At 42.8% G+C, this 20,994-nt stretch carries 11 protein-coding genes and 1 CRISPR repeat array; all 11 genes read right to left on the reverse strand.

Features of this window, described 5'->3' with window-relative positions; all coding sequences use genetic code 11:
* Window positions 1-42 precede the first annotated feature (42 nt).
* The 11 genes from ACES2C_RS01350 to ACES2C_RS01400 all read right to left on the reverse strand — a co-directional run bounded on the left by ACES2C_RS01350 (window position 43) and on the right by ACES2C_RS01400 (window position 20,638).
* Entirely contained in the window at window positions 43-696 is a 654-nt protein-coding gene (locus tag ACES2C_RS01350) for an ABC transporter permease (protein ID WP_374165233.1), read from the reverse strand.
* Window positions 697-827: 131 nt separating this feature from the next.
* Window positions 828-1,742: an ABC transporter ATP-binding protein gene (locus ACES2C_RS01355; RefSeq protein WP_374165234.1), complete on the reverse strand. Its 915-nt coding sequence runs from the start codon at window positions 1,740-1,742 to the stop codon at window positions 828-830.
* A gap of 569 nt (window positions 1,743-2,311) precedes the next feature.
* Window positions 2,312-11,926: direct repeats of the CRISPR family, unit length 37 nt; unit sequence GTTTCAATCCTTATTCTGTTGGAAGGTACTCAGGAAG.
* A gap of 195 nt (window positions 11,927-12,121) precedes the next feature.
* Window positions 12,122-12,655, reverse strand: coding sequence for a CRISPR-associated protein Cas4 (cas4, locus tag ACES2C_RS01360; protein WP_374166888.1), 534 nt, complete (start codon window positions 12,653-12,655; stop codon window positions 12,122-12,124).
* Between the two features lie 34 nt (window positions 12,656-12,689).
* Entirely contained in the window at window positions 12,690-12,980 is a 291-nt protein-coding gene (gene cas2 / locus ACES2C_RS01365; protein WP_374165235.1) for a CRISPR-associated endonuclease Cas2, read from the reverse strand.
* Window positions 12,981-12,989: 9 nt separating this feature from the next.
* On the reverse strand, window positions 12,990-14,006 hold the full coding sequence (gene cas1, locus ACES2C_RS01370; RefSeq protein WP_374165236.1) for a CRISPR-associated endonuclease Cas1: 1,017 nt from the start codon (window positions 14,004-14,006) through the stop codon (window positions 12,990-12,992).
* A 7-nt stretch (window positions 14,007-14,013) separates the two neighbouring features.
* Complete coding sequence (locus tag ACES2C_RS01375) at window positions 14,014-14,679, reverse strand: CRISPR-associated endonuclease Cas6 (protein WP_374165237.1); 666 nt, start codon at window positions 14,677-14,679, stop codon at window positions 14,014-14,016.
* A 2-nt stretch (window positions 14,680-14,681) separates the two neighbouring features.
* Window positions 14,682-17,090 carry a CRISPR-associated helicase Cas3' gene (cas3, locus tag ACES2C_RS01380; RefSeq protein ID WP_374165238.1) on the reverse strand — a complete coding sequence of 803 codons (2,409 nt, stop codon included), beginning with the start codon at window positions 17,088-17,090 and terminating at the stop codon, window positions 14,682-14,684.
* Window positions 17,087-17,848 carry a type I-B CRISPR-associated protein Cas5b gene (gene cas5b, locus ACES2C_RS01385; RefSeq protein ID WP_374165239.1) on the reverse strand — a complete coding sequence of 254 codons (762 nt, stop codon included), beginning with the start codon at window positions 17,846-17,848 and terminating at the stop codon, window positions 17,087-17,089. The genes cas3 and cas5b overlap by 4 nt, the downstream gene beginning before the upstream one ends.
* Entirely contained in the window at window positions 17,838-18,749 is a 912-nt protein-coding gene (cas7b, locus tag ACES2C_RS01390; protein WP_374165240.1) for a type I-B CRISPR-associated protein Cas7/Csh2, read from the reverse strand. The genes cas5b and cas7b overlap by 11 nt, the downstream gene beginning before the upstream one ends.
* 27 nt (window positions 18,750-18,776) lie before the next feature.
* Complete coding sequence (locus ACES2C_RS01395; protein WP_374165241.1) at window positions 18,777-19,391, reverse strand: TM1802 family CRISPR-associated protein; 615 nt, start codon at window positions 19,389-19,391, stop codon at window positions 18,777-18,779.
* Window positions 19,392-19,408: 17 nt separating this feature from the next.
* Window positions 19,409-20,638 (reverse strand): TM1802 family CRISPR-associated protein, encoded by a 1,230-nt coding sequence (locus ACES2C_RS01400; protein WP_374165242.1) that lies wholly within the window; start codon window positions 20,636-20,638, stop codon window positions 19,409-19,411.
* Between the last annotated feature and the right edge of the window lie 356 nt (window positions 20,639-20,994).

The raw sequence follows: 20,994 nt of genomic DNA on the forward strand, positions 1-20,994 counted from the left end.
AACTGTCACCGATAGCCGACGGCTAAGAAATCGAAAGAAACATTATTTCGCCTTATACCACCGTGTAAAATCCCAGAAGCTGGCAAATGACACCACCACAAAGTAGACTACGCTGATCAGCTCATGTTTTAAGAAAGGACCATATTGAACATCCTTCGCAAAATCGACCTTTACAATAGAAATGTAGTTGAACGAGTAAGGGAAATAGATGACCCACTCCCAGCGGCTCTGAAGCAGCGAAAAGAAAACCACAAATAATATACAGGCAAGTCCGATGGGAATGATCATATTCCTGACGCGGAAACTAAGCCAGAAATGGATGGCCAGAACCGCCAACGACGACAGAAAGGACCTGATAAGCAGCAGTCCCAGGTGCGGCAAGTCGGGCGCGAGTTGCAAAAACTTCAACTGGGGCCAGATCAAGCCCAATATAAGGCCGGCCCCGAGGGTAAACATCACGAACAAAACATAGTACGCCGATAAAAACATCAGAAGCACGCAAAGCTTATCCAGGTAGATGCGGCCTTTCGAAACAGGCAGGGTAAAAAGCACCTTCCAGGTGTTGTTTTTATGTTCGATGTTCAGAAGCAGACTGGCAATCAAAACCGTAAAGAACAAAGTAAGCATAAATGAATTCGCCTTCCAGGCTCCCTGAAAAAGCAGATCCCAGGGATTTATTCCTTTAGGCGGGATCATTTAAGACCATCTCTTACTATAAATCAATAGTACAAAGGCAGGGACAAATCCTGCAGCCAGTATCGTGAACCATAAAGCAAAAGAATTCTTTGTTTTCCTCAGCTCAGCAACAACAGATAATTGATCAAAGCTCATTGTTCGCCCTCCGTTATGTCAAAAAACAGCGATTCCAGATCGCTCTCCTCTACTTTCACTTCATAAATGCCCAGTCCTTCCCTTACCAGCAAGGAAGTCATTTCCTTCGTGTACTCATCACTGCGGAATGCCACTCTGAGCGCCTCAGTTCCGTTTACCGAAAGCCCTTCCCTTTCGAGCACAGACCTGGCCAGAAGATCCTGATCCGTACGGAAAAGCACCGTCCGCTGATGAGCCTTGCGCCGCTGCAACTCATCCATGGTACCCTGAAAGAGCAATGCCCCCCGGTTGATGATGCCGATATGAGTAGCAATGCGCTCGATCTCCGACAGCAGGTGACTAGAGATCAGAATGGTGGTCCCATTCACCCTGTTCAGGTGCAGCAGCAGCTCCCTGATTTCAATGAGGCCGTTGGGGTCAAGGCCATTACCAGGCTCATCCAGAATAAGCAAAGGAGGATCCGGCAAGAGCGCAATGGCAAGACCGAGCCGCTGTTTCATACCCAGCGAATACTCCTTCACCCGTTTGTGAGCACTATCACCGAGACGCACCAGGTCGAGCACCTCGTGCATGCGTTCTCTATCCAGGCCTCGATACCTTCTGTTGATGTCGAGGTTATCATAGCCCGACAAGTTCTCATAAAGAGCAGGCGCCTCAATCAAAGAGCCGATTCCGGCGAAGACGCCGGGCATATGCTCAGGAAGCGATTTCCCAAAAAGCTCCACATTTCCCTCCCGGGGCGATAACAGACCAAGGATCAAGCGAATGGTAGTCGTTTTTCCTGCACCATTGGGCCCTAAAAAACCGTAAATGGCTCCTTTTTCTACCTCCAGGTTGACCTGCTGAACTACCTGCTTCTTCCCATGATACCAAAACGACAAATTGTGAGTGCGAACGACCGTTTCTTTCATAATTGGTTACTGAGTAGCACGATAAAGTTTATTCAGTAAAAGTACTGTTTTTGTCCGCCTTGCAAATAAGGCTACCTGAAATGCAAGATAGAAATAATCAGGCGTCTCTAGTTAAACGGATATTGGAAATCGCTATCTTTTCTGAGGCAGATCTCTTCCTCCGAAAAGTTATAATAATACCTTTGGGATAATTTCCCTAAATACTGTTTAACAATAAAATCATTCGTTTAGCCTAAAGCGGGATAGAGCCCGATTCGCCTACCCGTCACCTGAATGCAATCCTTATTATACTGGAAACCGTTTGTAAAAACCTATCTGAGCTGGGATCGTATTTCAATCTTTATTTTATCAGAAAAGCGCGAGAAATATAGCACTTTGTTTACACATGTAAGCGAAGTTTCATTCTATGGGTTGATGAAAAAGACTCTCATAAATTACACGCTGGACACACACCGTTTGTCTTTCATGCTCATTCCGCTGAATGTTGATAAGATTGAGGTAAAGGATTTACTGGTTCAACCCTCATTCTGTCGGGAGCGCGTTGTCTTTACTTGCGTTTCCCTAAAACAGTTTCAATCCTTATTCTGTTGGAAGGTGCTCAGGAAGTCCATGCTCCAATTCATACGCCTTCATTAGCTTCCTGAGTTTCAATCCTTATTCTGTTGGAAGGTACTCAGGAAGGTCAACCTCAATCGCGCCCCCGTAATTACTCGTATACCGTTTCAATCCTTATTCTGTTGGAAGGTATTCAGGAAGGATTCACCCTGCACCCCCTTTCCGTCCAGCGAAGCCAGTTTCAATCCTTGTTCTGTTGGAAGGTACTCAGGAAGTTGAGCATCTTCTTTCTTCGCCTCCTTAGAGTATGGTTTCAATCCTTATTCTGTTGGAAGGTACTCAGGAAGATCAGTTTGAGATAAGGGAAAAAGGGTACAACCATGCGAGTTTCAATCCTTATTCTGTTGGAAGGTACTCAGGAAGCAAGACTCTCACCAAGGAGATTTTTAAGCGCGAGTTGTTTCAATCCTTATTCTGTTGGAAGGTACTCAGGAAGGCCAGCTATTCAGACGCGGTATGATTTAGTGAGATTTGTTTCAATCCTTATTCTGTTGGAAGGTACTCAGGAAGAAAAATCAGCTAACTTGCTATTTTCTGCCTCTGTTATGTTTCAATCCTTATTCTGTTGGAAGGTACTCAGGAAGCCTGTTCTTTTGGATTTGGCATAATACAAATGTACTAGTTTCAATCCTTATTCTGTTGGAAGGTACTCAGGAAGTGCCGATAGTGCAGTTCAGAAAAAGGACGGCACTATGTTTCAATCCTTATTCTGTTGGAAGGTACTCAGGAAGCTGGATACACGGCAGAGAACTTTATGAAATTCATTGGTTTCAATCCTTATTCTGTTGGAAGGTACTCAGGAAGTAACGACAATCTGGCTTATACCCTGCAGACGATAGGGTTTCAATCCTTATTCTGTTGGAAGGTACTCAGGAAGATGGTGCGGTAACCGCCCATAGTTTTAATTCTTACCTGTTTCAATCCTTATTCTGTTGGAAGGTACTCAGGAAGTGGCGGGGGTTGTTCTGTTCGGGGTACAGAATCCGCGCGTTTCAATCCTTATTCTGTTGGAAGGTACTCAGGAAGAGAGTTTACGGCTGCAGCTACAATAGATACAGCGCGTTTCAATCCTTATTCTGTTGGAAGGTACTCAGGAAGTAGGTCTATTATATCGTTCCTCAACCAGGACATGTTGTTTCAATCCTTATTCTGTTGGAAGGTACTCAGGAAGCAGCGTACCCAATATTTAGCGAGATCAGAAAATGCTGTTTCAATCCTTATTCTGTTGGAAGGTACTCAGGAAGAAAAACTTGCAAACCTCCTTCACTACCCACGTCAGGGTTTCAATCCTTATTCTGTTGGAAGGTACTCAGGAAGTCCTTTATGGTTCGAGGAACCAGTAGAAGAGGACATGTTTCAATCCTTATTCTGTTGGAAGGTACTCAGGAAGTTTGTGGCTTTGTCTACATTTACAGACTGCGGACTAAAGTTTCAATCCTTATTCTGTTGGAAGGTACTCAGGAAGTCAACCAGACCGTTTAGTCGCTGGGTGATGGAGGTGTGTTTCAATCCTTATTCTGTTGGAAGGTACTCAGGAAGCAAGGCTTGACGAAGCAGTTAAGGAACTGAAGGCAAGTTTCAATCCTTATTCTGTTGGAAGGTACTCAGGAAGAAGAACTGTATTATCAGAATAAGCTAACAGAGGGAGGTTTCAATCCTTATTCTGTTGGAAGGTACTCAGGAAGGTCGTAAAATTTGATGGTTGTCATAGTTTTATTGTTGTTTCAATCCTTATTCTGTTGGAAGGTACTCAGGAAGGCTAGTTCTGCCGGTTTCATAACGTTCCATCCTCCAGTTTCAATCCTTATTCTGTTGGAAGGTACTCAGGAAGTTTTGTATACCCTTCGGGTGCACGGATAAGTATTTAAGTTTCAATCCTTATTCTGTTGGAAGGTACTCAGGAAGAAGCGGAACGGAAACGCAAAGAGCAAGAGGAGCTCGAGTTTCAATCCTTATTCTGTTGGAAGGTACTCAGGAAGGAAATCTTCAAGTGTTTTCATAGCAATATAGTTCAAGTTTCAATCCTTATTCTGTTGGAAGGTACTCAGGAAGTTCCAGACATGGATAATGCACCTGACGCGATTATTCGGTTTCAATCCTTATTCTGTTGGAAGGTACTCAGGAAGTTCCGGCGAAAAAATTTCAAAAAAGGCTTTTTCTTAGTTTCAATCCTTATTCTGTTGGAAGGTACTCAGGAAGTCTCTGTCGTTGTCATTGTCTTGTGGTGCTTCTCGAGTTTCAATCCTTATTCTGTTGGAAGGTACTCAGGAAGACTACACCACGCAAGAGATGGCAGACATGTTCACTGGTTTCAATCCTTATTCTGTTGGAAGGTACTCAGGAAGGCTTTCCTCGTCTTTGAATGCAACTGAGTTTTCTTTGGTTTCAATCCTTATTCTGTTGGAAGGTACTCAGGAAGCTCGATTGTTTTGGTTCCCTTTTTCTGAAGAACCAGTTTCAATCCTTATTCTGTTGGAAGGTACTCAGGAAGCGTTTGCTGAGACTGCAATCGGGTTGGAAGGATCTGGTTTCAATCCTTATTCTGTTGGAAGGTACTCAGGAAGAGTCGTCGCGATAATTGTCGGGATCACAAACGGTGCCGGTTTCAATCCTTATTCTGTTGGAAGGTACTCAGGAAGACTTTTACCGTTGCCATAGCTGTAAATTTCTAGTAAAGTTTCAATCCTTATTCTGTTGGAAGGTACTCAGGAAGCTTAGAAAGTACATGATTATCTGTCATATAGAAAGAAGTTTCAATCCTTATTCTGTTGGAAGATACTCAGGAAGGTGAACTCAATAGCGATCTGGCAAAGATTGTTTCATGTTTCAATCCTTATTCTGTTGGAAGGTACTCAGGAAGTCATTTTCACATTCAAGGGGGTGGCTACAGAGGTTGAGTTTCAATCCTTATTCTGTTGGAAGGTACTCAGGAAGAATACATGGGCTTTGTTCAACCAGGCTGTTGCGAAAGGTTTCAATCCTTATTCTGTTGGAAGGTACTCAGGAAGTGCATCAAGCTGTATGATCCGGTATTCCTAACACCATGTTTCAATCCTTATTCTGTTGGAAGGTACTCAGGAAGACATATAAGCATGTGGCGCAGTTCCAGTTAGGGTAGTTTCAATCCTTATTCTGTTGGAAGGTACTCAGGAAGTTTAACATCGAGTGCCTAAGATCGGATAACAGGAACAAGTTTCAATCCTTATTCTGTTGGAAGGTACTCAGGAAGTCCTTACTCAACCGCGCAAGGTTCTCGAAATACGCAAGTTTCAATCCCTATTCTGTTGGAAGGTACTCAGGAAGAAGATATCTTCCGGTGTCCAGTCAAGCCCCGAATGTTGTTTCAATCCTTATTCTGTTGGAAGGTACTCAGGAAGTGCTAACCTTAAATGGATGGGTGAAAGCTTCTGATGTGTTTCAATCCTTATTCTGTTGGAAGGTACTCAGGAAGCGAAGATGCTACAACACTAGAGGAACTAGAGGAACTGTTTCAATCCTTATTCTGTTGGAAGGTACTCAGGAAGCGATGCCTTCAACTTGCTTACTGCTTAATTTGCCATGTTTCAATCCTTATTCTGTTGGAAGGTACTCAGGAAGCCGTGCTACCACATCTTACAATACATATATACTCCCGTTTCAATCCTTATTCTGTTGGAAGGTACTCAGGAAGGTTCAACATTTTGGGTAATTTTTAAGGGTGAATTTTGTTTCAATCCTTATTCTGTTGGAAGGTACTCAGGAAGCACCTATGTTTCTTCCAGTATAATAAGGTTCATGCAGTTTCAATCCTTATTCTGTTGGAAGGTACTCAGGAAGGATTCTGATCGATCTGATCGAAGAGCATTGGAGCATGTTTCAATCCTTATTCTGTTGGAAGGTACTCAGGAAGGAAGGATTTAATTCCGTCCGCTTTCATTCTGAGTTGGTTTCAATCCTTATTCTGTTGGAAGGTACTCAGGAAGAGCATGCTCGCCCGGATCGCTCTATTAGAGAATGAGCTGTTTCAATCCTTATTCTGTTGGAAGGTACTCAGGAAGTATGCCCATTTTGTCGAGCACTTCCCTGGGAGTAGGAGTTTCAATCCTTATTCTGTTGGAAGGTACTCAGGAAGGCTCCAGAGTCTTATCAGACAGCGGCTTCTTTCTCGGTTTCAATCCTTATTCTGTTGGAAGGTACTCAGGAAGTCCATCTGCCACCACCAGGCACCTCCGCTTGCTAATGTTTCAATCCTTATTCTGTTGGAAGGTACTCAGGAAGAGCTGCAAGGTTACGGGATTAGTGTCACAGGGGTTGGTTTCAATCCTTATTCTGTTGGAAGGTACTCAGGAAGTTTATGGAGGACGGAACGCTATAACACTATAATAATGTTTCAATCCTTATTCTGTTGGAAGGTACTCAGGAAGACGTCCCCGATGCTCCTGCACCCGTAAGCGACGGGTGTTTCAATCCTTATTCTGTTGGAAGGTACTCAGGAAGCTCCAGCAGCATCTTAGTTCCTCCGTTTTTGGGGGAAGTTTCAATCCTTATTCTGTTGGAAGGTACTCAGGAAGGTTAGTTTTGTCCAAGTGTTGTTCCAGCCACCAAAATGTTTCAATCCTTATTCTGTTGGAAGGTACTCAGGAAGTTCACTGGCTGGGGTAGAACGCCTGTAGTTTCAGCCGGTTTCAATCCTTATTCTGTTGGAAGGTACTCAGGAAGAATCATGGAAGTATATGTAACAATCTGGAGTAGAAAGTTTCAATCCTTATTCTGTTGGAAGGTACTCAGGAAGGGTATACCGCTAAATTACATTAAGTCGGTCATCCTGGGTTTCAATCCTTATTCTGTTGGAAGGTACTCAGGAAGTATTAAACAGGCCGAACGGCAGGGGCTGAAACAGATGTTTCAATCCTTATTCTGTTGGAAGGTACTCAGGAAGTCGCGTATCCAAGCACACGAATTGTCCTGTTGATCAAGTTTCAATCCTTATTCTGTTGGAAGGTACTCAGGAAGAATCAGTGCTACATCAGATGAAGCTACCGGATTAACAAGTTTCAATCCTTATTCTGTTGGAAGGTACTCAGGAAGGCCGAGCTATATAACAGGTTTGGTACTAACAGCTTTTGTTTCAATCCTTATTCTGTTGGAAGGTACTCAGGAAGAATCTTAATTAATAGCATAATGGAAAGTACAACACTGTTTCAATCCTTATTCTGTTGGAAGGTACTCAGGAAGCATCCTTCTCGTGAAGCAAGTTAGCGTCTATCGGAAGTTTCAATCCTTATTCTGTTGGAAGGTACTCAGGAAGCTTCGGCAACTACATTAATCCGGCTGCCACCACCATTTAGTTTCAATCCTTATTCTGTTGGAAGGTACTCAGGAAGGGGCTCCCGATTGCCGTCGGGAGCCTTTCCTTTTTTAGTTTCAATCCTTATTCTGTTGGAAGGTACTCAGGAAGATCATTCAGCATTATGGCGCCTGAGGGATCATGGTATGTTTCAATCCTTATTCTGTTGGAAGGTACTCAGGAAGATCATTCAGCATTATGGCGCCTGAGGGATCATGGTATGTTTCAATCCTTATTCTGTTGGAAGGTACTCAGGAAGATCTCTTCACTAGGATGCTCAAACCCCATTGCCCTTTGAGTTTCAATCCTTATTCTGTTGGAAGGTACTCAGGAAGGAGACAAAGGAAGCAATGCAGTTCATCAACCGGAAGAGTTTCAATCCTTATTCTGTTGGAAGGTACTCAGGAAGATGCACCGTTTGCTATACTGAATATCATGTGGGAAAGGTTTCAATCCTTATTCTGTTGGAAGGTACTCAGGAAGTATCTCGATCTGCAAACAGGTGCAAATACATAAATTGGTTTCAATCCTTATTCTGTTGGAAGGTACTCAGGAAGCCTAACCCGATGAAGAGACTAACCGATCCTCCTGAGTGTTTCAATCCTTATTCTGTTGGAAGGTACTCAGGAAGTCAAAAATACCTAATAATGAGGGCGCTATATAATAGTTTCAATCCTTATTCTGTTGGAAGGTACTCAGGAAGTGCAGCTTACATGGTATGAGAACTACCAGAACATGGGGTTTCAATCCTTATTCTGTTGGAAGGTACTCAGGAAGACAGAGAATGGCTTTTGGGTCACCTACACCACAAAGGTTTCAATCCTTATTCTGTTGGAAGGTACTCAGGAAGAGCGCACGAAAGCGCTAGGATTATTACATAAGCAGAGTTTCAATCCTTATTCTGTTGGAAGGTACTCAGGAAGACCAACTCCGCCAGAAGATACACAACCTGTAGCTCCAGTTTCAATCCTTATTCTGTTGGAAGGTACTCAGGAAGGACTTCAGCCCCGCCCCCGGCCGGACTGCCCCGTCTGGTTTCAATCCTTATTCTGTTGGAAGGTACTCAGGAAGTTGATCCCCAAAGTGATGCTGATATGATTGAATTCATGTTTCAATCCTTATTCTGTTGGAAGGTACTCAGGAAGTTATGTAGCTGAGGCAGCAGGGACCGAAGGGGGAGGGGTTTCAATCCTTATTCTGTTGGAAGGTACTCAGGAAGAAACCTTTCGTCGTCACCATCATAGAAAGTATCAGGGTTTCAATCCTTATTCTGTTGGAAGGTACTCAGGAAGTTCAACCAGACCGTTCAGTCGCTGGGTGATAGAAGTGTGTTTCAATCCTTATTCTGTTGGAAGGTACTCAGGAAGAGGCTTAACGGGATCGCGGTCAGTGAAGAGGGTTTTAGTTTCAATCCTTATTCTGTTGGAAGGTACTCAGGAAGTTCGTGGTCCGTATAACACGGAAGCAGCCGTATCAATGGTTTCAATCCTTATTCTGTTGGAAGGTACTCAGGAAGTATCCACCAAAAGGTCGCCCCGCCCCCTGACGTTGCGTTTCAATCCTTATTCTGTTGGAAGGTACTCAGGAAGCCATATATAACTACCAATACTATATAATAATGCCTAGTTTCAATCCTTATTCTGTTGGAAGGTACTCAGGAAGGTAGTCCTGTAAAAATACCCCTGAATACTATATAGGGTTTCAATCCTTATTCTGTTGGAAGGTACTCAGGAAGCATCGTATATTAATTATGTTGTTTGATTTTTTGCGTGTTTCAATCCTTATTCTGTTGGAAGGTACTCAGGAAGATTCTATCTCTGCGGGATGAATTCCGTTGATCTGTAGTTTCAATCCTTATTCTGTTGGAAGGTACTCAGGAAGCGATGTCTGACTTTGTGATGTTGATATCATCCCTATGTTTCAATCCTTATTCTGTTGGAAGGTACTCAGGAAGACGTGCAAACGCTGGTGGAAATCAGCATTTAAGAATGTTTCAATCCTTATTCTGTTGGAAGGTACTCAGGAAGTGGATCATGGAGATACCTGAAATGCACGCACTCCGGTTTCAATCCTTATTCTGTTGGAAGGTACTCAGGAAGGCAGTATATTTCTTGTCCTGCTCTTCCAGCTTCACTTGTTTCAATCCTTATTCTGTTGGAAGGTACTCAGGAAGTATTTTACTTGACATATATGATATAAATGTATTATATTGTTTCAATCCTTATTCTGTTGGAAGGTACTCAGGAAGTCGATATTCAGCGATAACCGGCGCCAGTAAATCAATTAGTTTCAATCCTTATTCTGTTGGAAGGTACTCAGGAAGGGAAAAGTTGCCGTACGGTTGGCATTGGCTCCATATGTTTCAATCCTTATTCTGTTGGAAGGTACTCAGGAAGTCCCGTTAATCTCGCAATAGATTGGAGCGTCTTCACCAGTTTCAATCCTTATTCTGTTGGAAGGTACTCAGGAAGACGTATTCGATGTATGCAATTTCAACCCTCCTTTCACGTTTCAATCCTTATTCTGTTGGAAGGTACTCAGGAAGATTGTGGGGCTTATGGCTTTAGCTATGGTAGGGATGTAGTTTCAATCCTTATTCTGTTGGAAGGTACTCAGGAAGGTACCAGTTAATTCCAGCTATAAAAGCAGCCTTTTCAGTTTCAATCCTTATTCTGTTGGAAGGTACTCAGGAAGAACTGCAGTCCTGGTCCCGCTGTGATCATACCAGTTCGTTTCAATCCTTATTCTGTTGGAAGGTACTCAGGAAGGTTTTCAACTCTTCAGTATAGGCACACACCTATAGAGTTTCAATCCTTATTCTGTTGGAAGGTACTCAGGAAGAACCGGCTATTGGAATCGGGTGCGATCCCGGACGACTGTTTCAATCCTTATTCTGTTGGAAGGTACTCAGGAAGTGAGGGCAAATATGAGGTTTCTAATTTCGGAAGGGTGTTTCAATCCTTATTCTGTTGGAAGGTACTCAGGAAGCTATTTGGCTTTTTGAGGTTATGAAAGTAAAGATCATGTTTCAATCCTTATTCTGTTGGAAGGTACTCAGGAAGGACAGCCTCACGCACTCAGTAAGAGTGCTCAACACAGTGTTTCAATCCTTATTCTGTTGGAAGGTACTCAGGAAGTTGAACGTTGTTTTGCGGGCGCTTCAGAAGGCTGCGGGTTTCAATCCTTATTCTGTTGGAAGGTACTCAGGAAGTCGGCCTTCTCTGCCACCTCAGCCGGAACACCTGTGTAGTTTCAATCCTTATTCTGTTGGAAGGTACTCAGGAAGGCGATGGCACGTTCCATCCCTGCAAAAAAGGCAGAGGGTTTCAATCCTTATTCTGTTGGAAGGTACTCAGGAAGGACTACGGTTACAAGGCTGAGAATAAGTTCAATCCTTGTTTCAATCCTTATTCTGTTGGAAGGTACTCAGGAAGTATACGGATTCTTAATTGGAGGCTTTGATGAACACTGTTTCAATCCTTATTCTGTTGGAAGGTACTCAGGAAGTGCATCTACAAAATATAGTAGCATCTCATGGAGAGCGTTTCAATCCTTATTCTGTTGGAAGGTACTCAGGAAGAGCTGGTTCCATCAGTCGAATAACAAGCAGGTTAGAAGTTTCAATCCTTATTCTGTTGGAAGGTACTCAGGAAGCAGCGTTCAGGGATCGATGCGGTAGACATAATAGCGTTTCAATCCTTATTCTGTTGGAAGGTACTCAGGAAGTCTTCATCTTTTCCTTAATAGCAGGAACTGTTCCCTGGTTTCAATCCTTATTCTGTTGGAAGGTACTCAGGAAGTGTGAATGTAACTCCGTTATACGAGTTGGCAGATGGGTTTCAATCCTTATTCTGTTGGAAGGTACTCAGGAAGTTTGTATGCCCCCATAGATCACATACTTCTTTTGCGAGTTTCAATCCTTATTCTGTTGGAAGGTACTCAGGAAGTTTGTATGCCCCCATAGATCACATACTTCTTTTGCGAGTTTCAATCCTTATTCTGTTGGAAGGTACTCAGGAAGAATGTCTGCAGTAGATGATGGTTCAGGCATTAAGCTGTTTCAATCCTTATTCTGTTGGAAGGTACTCAGGAAGTAGCATCCCCGATAGGTCAATCGTAACAGGGAGGGATAGTTTCAATCCTTATTCTGTTGGAAGGTACTCAGGAAGGCATCCTTCTCGTGAAGCAAGTTAGCGTCTATCGGAAGTTTCAATCCTTATTCTGTTGGAAGGTACTCAGGAAGTCGTATCTCTAAACAAACCGCTATGTACCAGTTTATTAGCGTAAAAAATCACACTTCTAAATTCAACATTACAACGTGTCAAAGAACTTCCTTTTTGCTTTCTCAAGCTAATTTCCGTAAACAAAAACCACTCTTTATCAATCAATTGAATAGACATTTTCACTTTTTAAAAATAAATTAACGCCCGGAATGATACTATTTCACGCAAATATTGCGGTAAGTGCAATCTACGCATCTTTGCTTATATTTAGTACTTTTGGGGAACCTATTGTTATCAAGTATGTCCTCTATTTCCTTCGTACACCCAAGCACCATTTGTTTATCCCGAGCGCTAATATCCACCTCAATCAGCTTGTTGCTGCTCCTGGTATATACCAAATAGCCTTTATTTACCTCACGGCCGAAGTTATCCTCAATCAGTAAGGCGTAGCAGAATAACTGGGTTTTATAAGTCTCATAAACCCGTTCATCATAGTGTGCAAACTTGTAGTCAATGGGAGCCATTGAACCGTCTGCCAGCATAACCACTTCGTCTACCCTTCCTCTCATCCTTTCGTTCGTTATATACTGATCCAAGTAGCGCTCCGTTACCCCGATTCGCCTCCGCAGATATTCTTTATTTTGCTCCAGTTTCTTGTCATGCACGTCCCTGCCTCTCATAACCTTATATTTCCGTTCCTCATACTGAGGGATTGCCAGCACATGTTCAAAAAAATAAACCTCGGACAGTACAAATACTGAATGATATGTGAAGGAGTCAAAGTCATAAGAACAAGGCTTTTACTTCGTCAGTCACCAGAGCCTTATCAAACGCCTTTCCCATGAGAGCAGTCATCTGAAGCTCCCTCTTTGACATGGGAAATATATAAACCGAGTCCTGCTTCTCATCAATTAATTCCTCTATCTGCAACTGCAGCGAGTCCTTCCCGTTTTCGTCCACCGTTCCAAGGAATACAGAGAACTGCACACGATACAGCCCCGACTGCTTGCATAGCTTCGCCACTTTGCTTCGCACCCGGTCATTTTCTATATCGTACATTACCCATATAATCATTTTGCTATTTTATAAATGGCCAGGTGTCGGACCGGCATTCTGAATTAGCTCATTTGCGAAACGATGTGCATCCTGCTGCATAGCATTTGCCCTGCTTTGATTCCTTCCTCTGTATCTCACAGTTTCCGTTTCGAGGAAATTGTTCAGGCTATTCACCAGCAGCTCTTTACCTTCTTTATTAAGTGACACTCCATTTGTAATCTCTTCGATGTGAGCCTTGTTCACCTTCTTCGCAGAGAACAACCGAAATACTGTGGTCTCTACAAAGATGCGATAAGGTTCGATGAAATCGTAAACCATGCTCTTCTGGTTATAGTCATCGCGATGAAGAAAGCCGACATAAGGATCCAGCCCGGCAATCATCAGCACTTTTTCCACCTGAGAGTATAGAATCCCAAAACCATAGTTTAAAAAGGCGTTAAAAGAATCTTTAGCCGGGCGCATACTCCTACCGTTGAACTGGTACATCTCAGGAAGTACGTAGTTCAGGGTCTCAAAGTAAAGACGTCCCGCAGTCCCTTCCAATCCGCGAATGGTATCTGCAATCAGGTCAATCTTATCAGCCTTTAGCTGTCTTAGCGAAAGTGACAGATCCTCCATTCGACTAATTTTGTCGTTGAGATAGTCAGAGATAGGTTGCCGGTGCTTTTTTAGACCACGTATAAATTCACATTGGTTCTCAATCTTCTCGCCTATCCACAGCTTAGTAAAAGCAACAGCTTCACTTCCAAGACTAGCCTCAAGTTGCCTTTTCCTTATTTTAGTCGTGCTCCCCAACTTGCTATGCCAGATTCGCCCCATAGGATGTCCGTCGGCGTGAGCAAAGATGATATCAACGTTATTCATTAGTGCCAACCGTACTGCGTCCGTGCTCAGTGCAGCTGATGTAGAAATTACAATTGTTTTGATCTTATGTGCTGCAATATGTTGCTTCGCGGGGACTCCATCTTTAACAGGAACCCTTATTTCAAACATGTCGTCTTTTACATGCAGATATGTACCGTACGTATTGAGATATATTTGCATTCTCTTTCTATATAGAGCTAACGGTACCGAACCCTCTTGAAACGGCTTTTCCGATTCCCACAAAAGACGGAAGTAAAGCATTCGTCACGAACTCGGCGTCAAAAGCGATCATGGCTTTATCTTTAAACTTTGTTTCCTTTTGTGCTGCCACCTTCAGGTTTATCATAATCTTAGCATCCGCATGATAACCGATTGCTTTATAAAAGCTGAGAACGTTGCCTGTCAGAACTGCCTTCAAAAGCTTGACGCGGTACTCCTCGTCGCCCTGCATGAATTCAAAATAATTCTTTTGATTGAGAGCCATCCATAGTGTGTCGAAACGATATCCATGCAAATCGTCGGATAAGCCGATAGCAACCCTGCTGCTTTCTATGTTCTTCTCCCTTACCGCATAAGTTTCTCCATTGAGCTCCAACGATCTTATCTTAAGGAACAGGTCAGTCAACAGTTCGGCTCCTTCGTTGATCCCTACCAGTGTTGGCACACCAGCCAGTACTTTATACTGAACCATTGGGTAACGATAGGCCAGTTCTCCACTGTCAAGATGGTTATGCAATAAAGGAGATTGGTCCCGAAAGAGAGTACCAAAATATCCACGTAGTTTGTGCGCATCACGTGTTTCTAAATGAATTTCCGGAAACCGGACTACCGTCCGATGAATCTCTTGTGCCATTATTAAAAAGTTAAAGTGCTCACAGCCTGATAGCCCGTGTTGCTGGCAAAGTTATCTGGATCATATTTATAGAACACGCTCGGGCGATCCAAATCCGACACATAGAAATTCAAAACCGGCTCGCTGTCGAAATCAATGGTCTTTTTGCCCCAGGGCACCGGCACATTGATCACAAAGTCATAAAATTCGGCTTTAATTAACGAAAACCGTTCCCTCCTTTCAAATGTGCCGGCCGCGCGGTCCTGGTAAATGGAAGTATATTGATCCCACACCTCCTTTGCCCGTTCATTTAACTGAACAAACACTGACTCCGACTCTCTCTCCTCAATCAGTGTAAATTCACTCACATCTTCAAAACGAAGCTCGAGCACCGAGTTAAGATACTTACAAAGGTGATTATCTGCATGAGCAGCTACTTCCTTATAATACTGCTCTATTAGCGACAAATACTCTTCCTCGTGCATTTCGTCAACAGATTGCATCACATTCTTCGTTTTCTGGATCAGATCCACACCATAGATAGCAGACGTCGCTTTTTTCAACTCCTCTACGTCATACAGATATACCTCACCTTCACTATCCTTCTCCCCATACCGATTGGCACGGCCTGCCGCCTGTATTATGGAATCAATAGGAGCCACATTTCTGAACACCGTATCAACAGAAATGTCCACCCCCGCCTCAATCAGCTGCGTTGATACCACTATCTTCCGTTTTCCTGAAGACATCTTAATCCGCCTGATAATTTCTTTACGCTCAAATGGTGTAATCAGGGTAGACAAGTAGTATATTTCATCATCCTCAGGATTGATTACCTCTCTTAGTCGTTCAAAAACCTGCTTTGAATGCTTTCTCGTATTCAGGATAATTAGAATGTCTTTGCAGGTATGGCCCGAGATATATGTTTCAACGACCTCTGCAAAATCGGATAAAGATATGCTCTCTCGTATCCTTACCATGAGCCGGGTGCGCCGGAAGTACTTAAAAAATCTTTTATATCCTGGTACTAGTTCCCTGATCTCTTTTTCTGGCTTAAATAAAAGAGGCTGAGTGGCAGACATCAGAATGAAATAACAGTTGTATACACTACCCAGGGTTTGCAAAGTGCTTCGGATTAACTTCCAATACTGATAGGGAATACTCTGGGCTTCGTCAAGAATAACAATCGCGTTCGCAAGATTTGGCAATTTCATGAGCAGCGACTTATCATTAGAGTACGTCGAATGAAATAACTGAACGAAAGTGGTGACGATTAGCTCCGATTGCCAGGTTTCAATCAGAAACTGTCCCTTATTTACGTTCAGCACCTGATCGTCCATTTTGTACTCGGGTTCTGCCAGGTGGTGATGCTTCAACAGCACGTCCGACCGGTCTGTGCAAATGATATCGCGGTAAACCTCAAAATTTTGATCAATAATAGACGTAAACGGAATACAGACCACCAATCGGCGGAAACTTCCCCCTAAAAGTTCCCTTAACTTAAGTGCGACGCTCAAAGAGGTAATAGTCTTTCCTAATCCCGTAGGCAGAGTAAGGGAATAGATATGTACGTCTCGCGAAAATACAAGTTCCGCATTTTTTAAGGTGAGATCAAAAGCCTCGTTCTTTTTGACATCCAGGACAGACTTTGGCTGATCGTATTTCTTTCTGTGTTTGAATTCATGCACAGCTTGCTGGCGAATATAAACTGTACGCGATGCTACCTCATCAAGAATGACATCAGATTTATCCGCAAGGAGCAGGCAGCCAAACAGCAATTGATGAACATAGTAGTACTCCAGCCTCTTCCCGGCCGGCAACTTACAGTATTCCTCTCCATCTTCAAAGCGGTCCTCATAAAAAGAGGGCATATCTTCTAAAAACGCCTCTGAGCGGATATACGCTTTAAAATCAGAAAAGCTGTAATTAATACAAAGAGCCGACACGAAGTAATCAACGATCTCGGTAACAGCCGCTTCTTCAAAAGCTTCAATCTGAAGCATAAGGGCTTTACCGTTCGTCTCGCCTTTTAAGTTCACATACATCTCATCGGCAAAGTTGAGCAGCCTACCATGATGGCGCTTTACGGCAGTAAAGGCCATATGGGAATAGATTTCTTTGTCAAGATCAGGCAGCGAAAACCTCGACATCAACACTTTAGATGCTTCCTTGACAAATAAGGCAGAAATCAGGGCATGATTCTTTGGACCGCTCACCCGATGCTCTGGATCTAGTAGATATTGCTGAAAATACTGCGTACCTTTTCCGAGGTCGTGGAATGCTCCCATTAAAAATCCGAGATCAACCATGACTGGCTTCAGTGGAGAGTCAGATTCAAACAGTTCCAGCGATGATATAAGCCCCTTACAGCCGGTTGCAACATCGCGCAGATGATCAATCAAAAGCTTTTCCGGATGGGAGTAGAGGTTCATAGAAAAATAATATTTCCGTACCCTTCAACTTTCTTAATATTATCCGACTTTACATATATCGATCTCCCGTTGGTTTCGATCACTACTTCCGCATACTCTACAACCTGCCGGTCACTTTTCATTGCAACCGGCATTGTGTCTGCCGTGTATTTAAAATCACTGCTATAGTTAAATTGAATCGGATCATTCTGATCCAATTCACTGATATTGACCGCACTAACCACCTCGGTCGAAAGATCCGTGGCAACCCCGGTGATATTGGCAACATCGCGGTAACACATAGTAGCGGTAAACTGACTTAGGCCGAGATATGGTGTAAAATGCGAAGCGTTATTCCTTACTTTCTCGCAAAGACTCTTAAAAAGAGTGTCGTCGGCCATGCTCACAAAAATCCGAAACATCGGGTTTTTTAATAATTCAAACTCGACCTGCGTTCGCTGCTTGACATTGAAGAAGCTAGACGCCCTTTTCTCAGTATCCAGGAGGTTAAAAGCAATGTTCACTTTGCTAACTGGCCTTAGAATTTGGACAGCAATACCTGCCGACTTTTTGGCGAAGAGCTCAGAAAGAGGCACTGTCCCTTTACTAAATACACCAGCCGATACTTCTCTTTCAATACCTAGTATTGCGCTAAGCAGACCTACCAGCGCCGGACGTGTTGGAAAGGAGTAAGTGAGCGGGGATGTCGTCGTATTAAACTTTCTGAAATGCCCGTACTCACTCTCAATATCAAATATAAGTACCTGATTAAATTGCATTCAAGTCAAGTTTTCCGTCGGTTACTTTCAGTTCGGGGAAAGTCTTTAGTCTGTTGTCCATTCTTATATCGACGGACTCAATTTTATCTCTATTGGCTTTCAGCTCAGCCAGAATAGCGGAAAGGTCTATTTGAAAGTCCTCAAGTCCGCGCAGTGCCAGATCATTTTTTTCTGACTCAATCCGAAGCCTTTGACGAAGATTTCCGATATAAAACGAGCCTGTGTAATTTATCACTATGAGCAAGACCGGATTCTGACCGAACTTAGAACGGGAAATCAAATTCTTTGTCCCTTCCCAGATTCCCTCAGTCAGCAAGTTCTTATCGTCTTCAGACATTAGTGAATATTGCGCAGCTTTTTCGTTGATCACACCATTGAACCCTATGAGGGCGTAGGGCAATTTATACTCCGTTCTGAACGTGGCCTGACTTTTCTTGTCCCCTGCCGCAAATGCTCCTGTTCCCTGTTCGGTAACTACTTCTGTCTTGTGAAGCGATCTTCCCATTTGGAACTGTGTTGGACCGGTCAGCGTGATTGAATCGTTTTTCAATGGCAGCACGCCTCCAAACACCCTGATATCAATACAAGAATTGAGTACTTTCTCTCTGCTTTCGCTAAACGATAAAGCTCGCCTTTTCCCGTCTGAGACATATTCTTTGTCGCCTTCAGAATAGCGGGTTTCCCTCACGAAGATATCTTTATCACCTTTCCCATCATACCCTTTGTATTCAAACCAGTAATCTCTGATGGTACGCTTCAGGCGAACATCGGAAACGATGACAGAAGCATCCTCATTATCAAAACGAGGACGATTTTCATTTAAGGGGTCACCATTGGGGTTAGCATTTTCTATTTCGTAAAGAAACAGTATTTCACTTCGGTTCTTAATTAATTCAGACATTTTGCTGCTATTTTTGTATGATTGGTTCTAATCTTTTGGTTGTTCATTTTTGAATCTACTGCCAAATTCAACTCCGGCAACGAAGTAGAATGACAGCTCATTGTTTGACATTTTTCGTATTTTTTCTGTGTTGAGGATGTAGTACTGGGATACTACTTCTTTCAGACTAGAATAAGCGTAAAAACCGTGATACTGCGATATTTTGTTTAAAGCCTCCAAATAAATACTACTAAGGAGATCTGCACTGAGATTATACCCTCTCAATTTCTTCTCAAAAGGAGTATTTTTCAGATTGGCATACTGAGTGTTGAGCACCAGCCTGACGAGTACACCGACTACAAAGACCCCCACCTTACTTTCGGAGTTGAGGAAGTCTTTATTCTCGTTGACAAAGGCCACTAGTTTCTCGATATCGAAGCTTGATTTATAGGCTTCTTGTTCGCTTTTTTCCATTGTATATCCGGGTAAATTTTGTTCGATCAAATTAAGTTCGCCTAAGTACGAAAGCGTAAGATGTGCTTTAAGAATTGTCAGTTTAGTGGGCTCTACGTAACCAGAGTCGGATGCTGACAACTTATTATAATTCCTTCTGATGACCTCCATAAATCGGCTGTAAAGCGTTTCTAGCGAAAACTTCTTCAAGGTGAAAATCCGGTAGATCAGATCGTAAAAATCATCTTCAAAAAAGTCTTCAGCACCCCAACAGAAAACACCAGGTCTTGAGGCTCTTTCTTTACAAAAAATGCCTTCTTATATAAAGGATTGTCGTTGATAACGGAGGGAGCCGCTACAAAAAGCCGGTAAAAACGCGAGGGCAGGATCTCTTCTAAAAGCAGTTTTATTTTAATCGCCTTAGTCGTGGGATTTTCCTCGTAAAAAAGAAGATTAACATTATAATAGTCTTCTTTCTCCTGAGCGATATATTTCTCCAGCACATCTTCCTTTCGCTTAACGATACCAGTCTTACTTAGATCTTGATAAAGACCAGTCAACTTGCTCAGCGCCTTCTTTAGGTGTTTGCTATCTTTACTTAAGATTGTCTTCGGTATAATGTAATAAGCTGTACCGTAAAAATAACTGCTTAAATTATTAATTACGTAAGCTCTCCCGAGTTCGAAGTGCAGGCTACACTCCGAACAAATAGGGTAGTTCTTCCAGTTATTGGCCTGATTGAAAAAACCACTCACCATCCCTGGCTTATCCACGGTGGAATACTTGAACGGGGAGGCGAAACCGTAGACTACTTCCTTCTCCTTCAGACAGATTGAACACCTGGCATTTTTCCCCAGCGAAGAGACATTATATTTTTTTGACTTATCTTCGGTACCATTGGCGCTCAATATTTGCTTTATGATTTCGAAGTCAGCGAGGTACTTTTTATGACCGTCCACGATCAGGAGCATACTTAGCCCCGACGACATTTTCTCCTCCTTAGGGAGACTATCATATATGGAAGACAATTCAGCTTTCACCTGTTCGAAAGATTCTTTTGTCAAAAAATAGTCGTAGACTTCTTTAAATAGCAGATACTCTTGCTGACTCTTATCCGAAAATCGTGCGAGCAAAGCCTTAAACTGGTTTTCAACCAAAGTTTTTAGCTTCTTGTCCACATCTCCAAATTTCGTCGTGAATGTGATATCTCCGCCGCGAGCCGCCCCCTTTCTGTACGCATACTTCAAATAATTCTCCTTATTTACATTTTCTACTTCAATGTCGCGATAACAGCATTGATAAGTTCCGTCCTCTTCTTTTAGTTCGAATACCGGCAGAATCATCTTGTAGTTACTTTTATCGGGGAACATATTTTGTATAAAAAGCTGATATGGCTCCTTATTTCCCATTTCCTCAAGGGCTATCTTCCCTATCTCAACGAAGGCTTGGTCTTGCAATGTCTGGTGTACTAAAAGGTTTAATAATAGAATATCGGCTTAGATATCTTTTTTTAAGTAATCAAATTTTGAAATTAATTAAGATGTGGTCAAGAAAAGTTATTAACATTATTAAGGATACACCTGTGTGTCTTGTAAGTGACGTCCAGAATTATTACTGTATACGAAGTAACCCCATCGGTCGGATAAAAAAACCCCATCATCTTTCTTTACAAAAACAACTTCTCCGCGATTCCTGAACAGGATCCCCATTTATTACCTCGTAACTCCGGGGCCAACTTTTTTTCGCACGAAGGACTCCTGTTCCCAGGAAAAATAGAGCTGGCTACCGTTTCCCTGGAGAGTTCAAAGCAGAA

Origin of the sequence: Arcticibacter sp. MXS-1 (assembly GCF_041902385.1) — a bacterium.
GTDB lineage: Bacteria > Bacteroidota > Bacteroidia > Sphingobacteriales > Sphingobacteriaceae > Arcticibacter.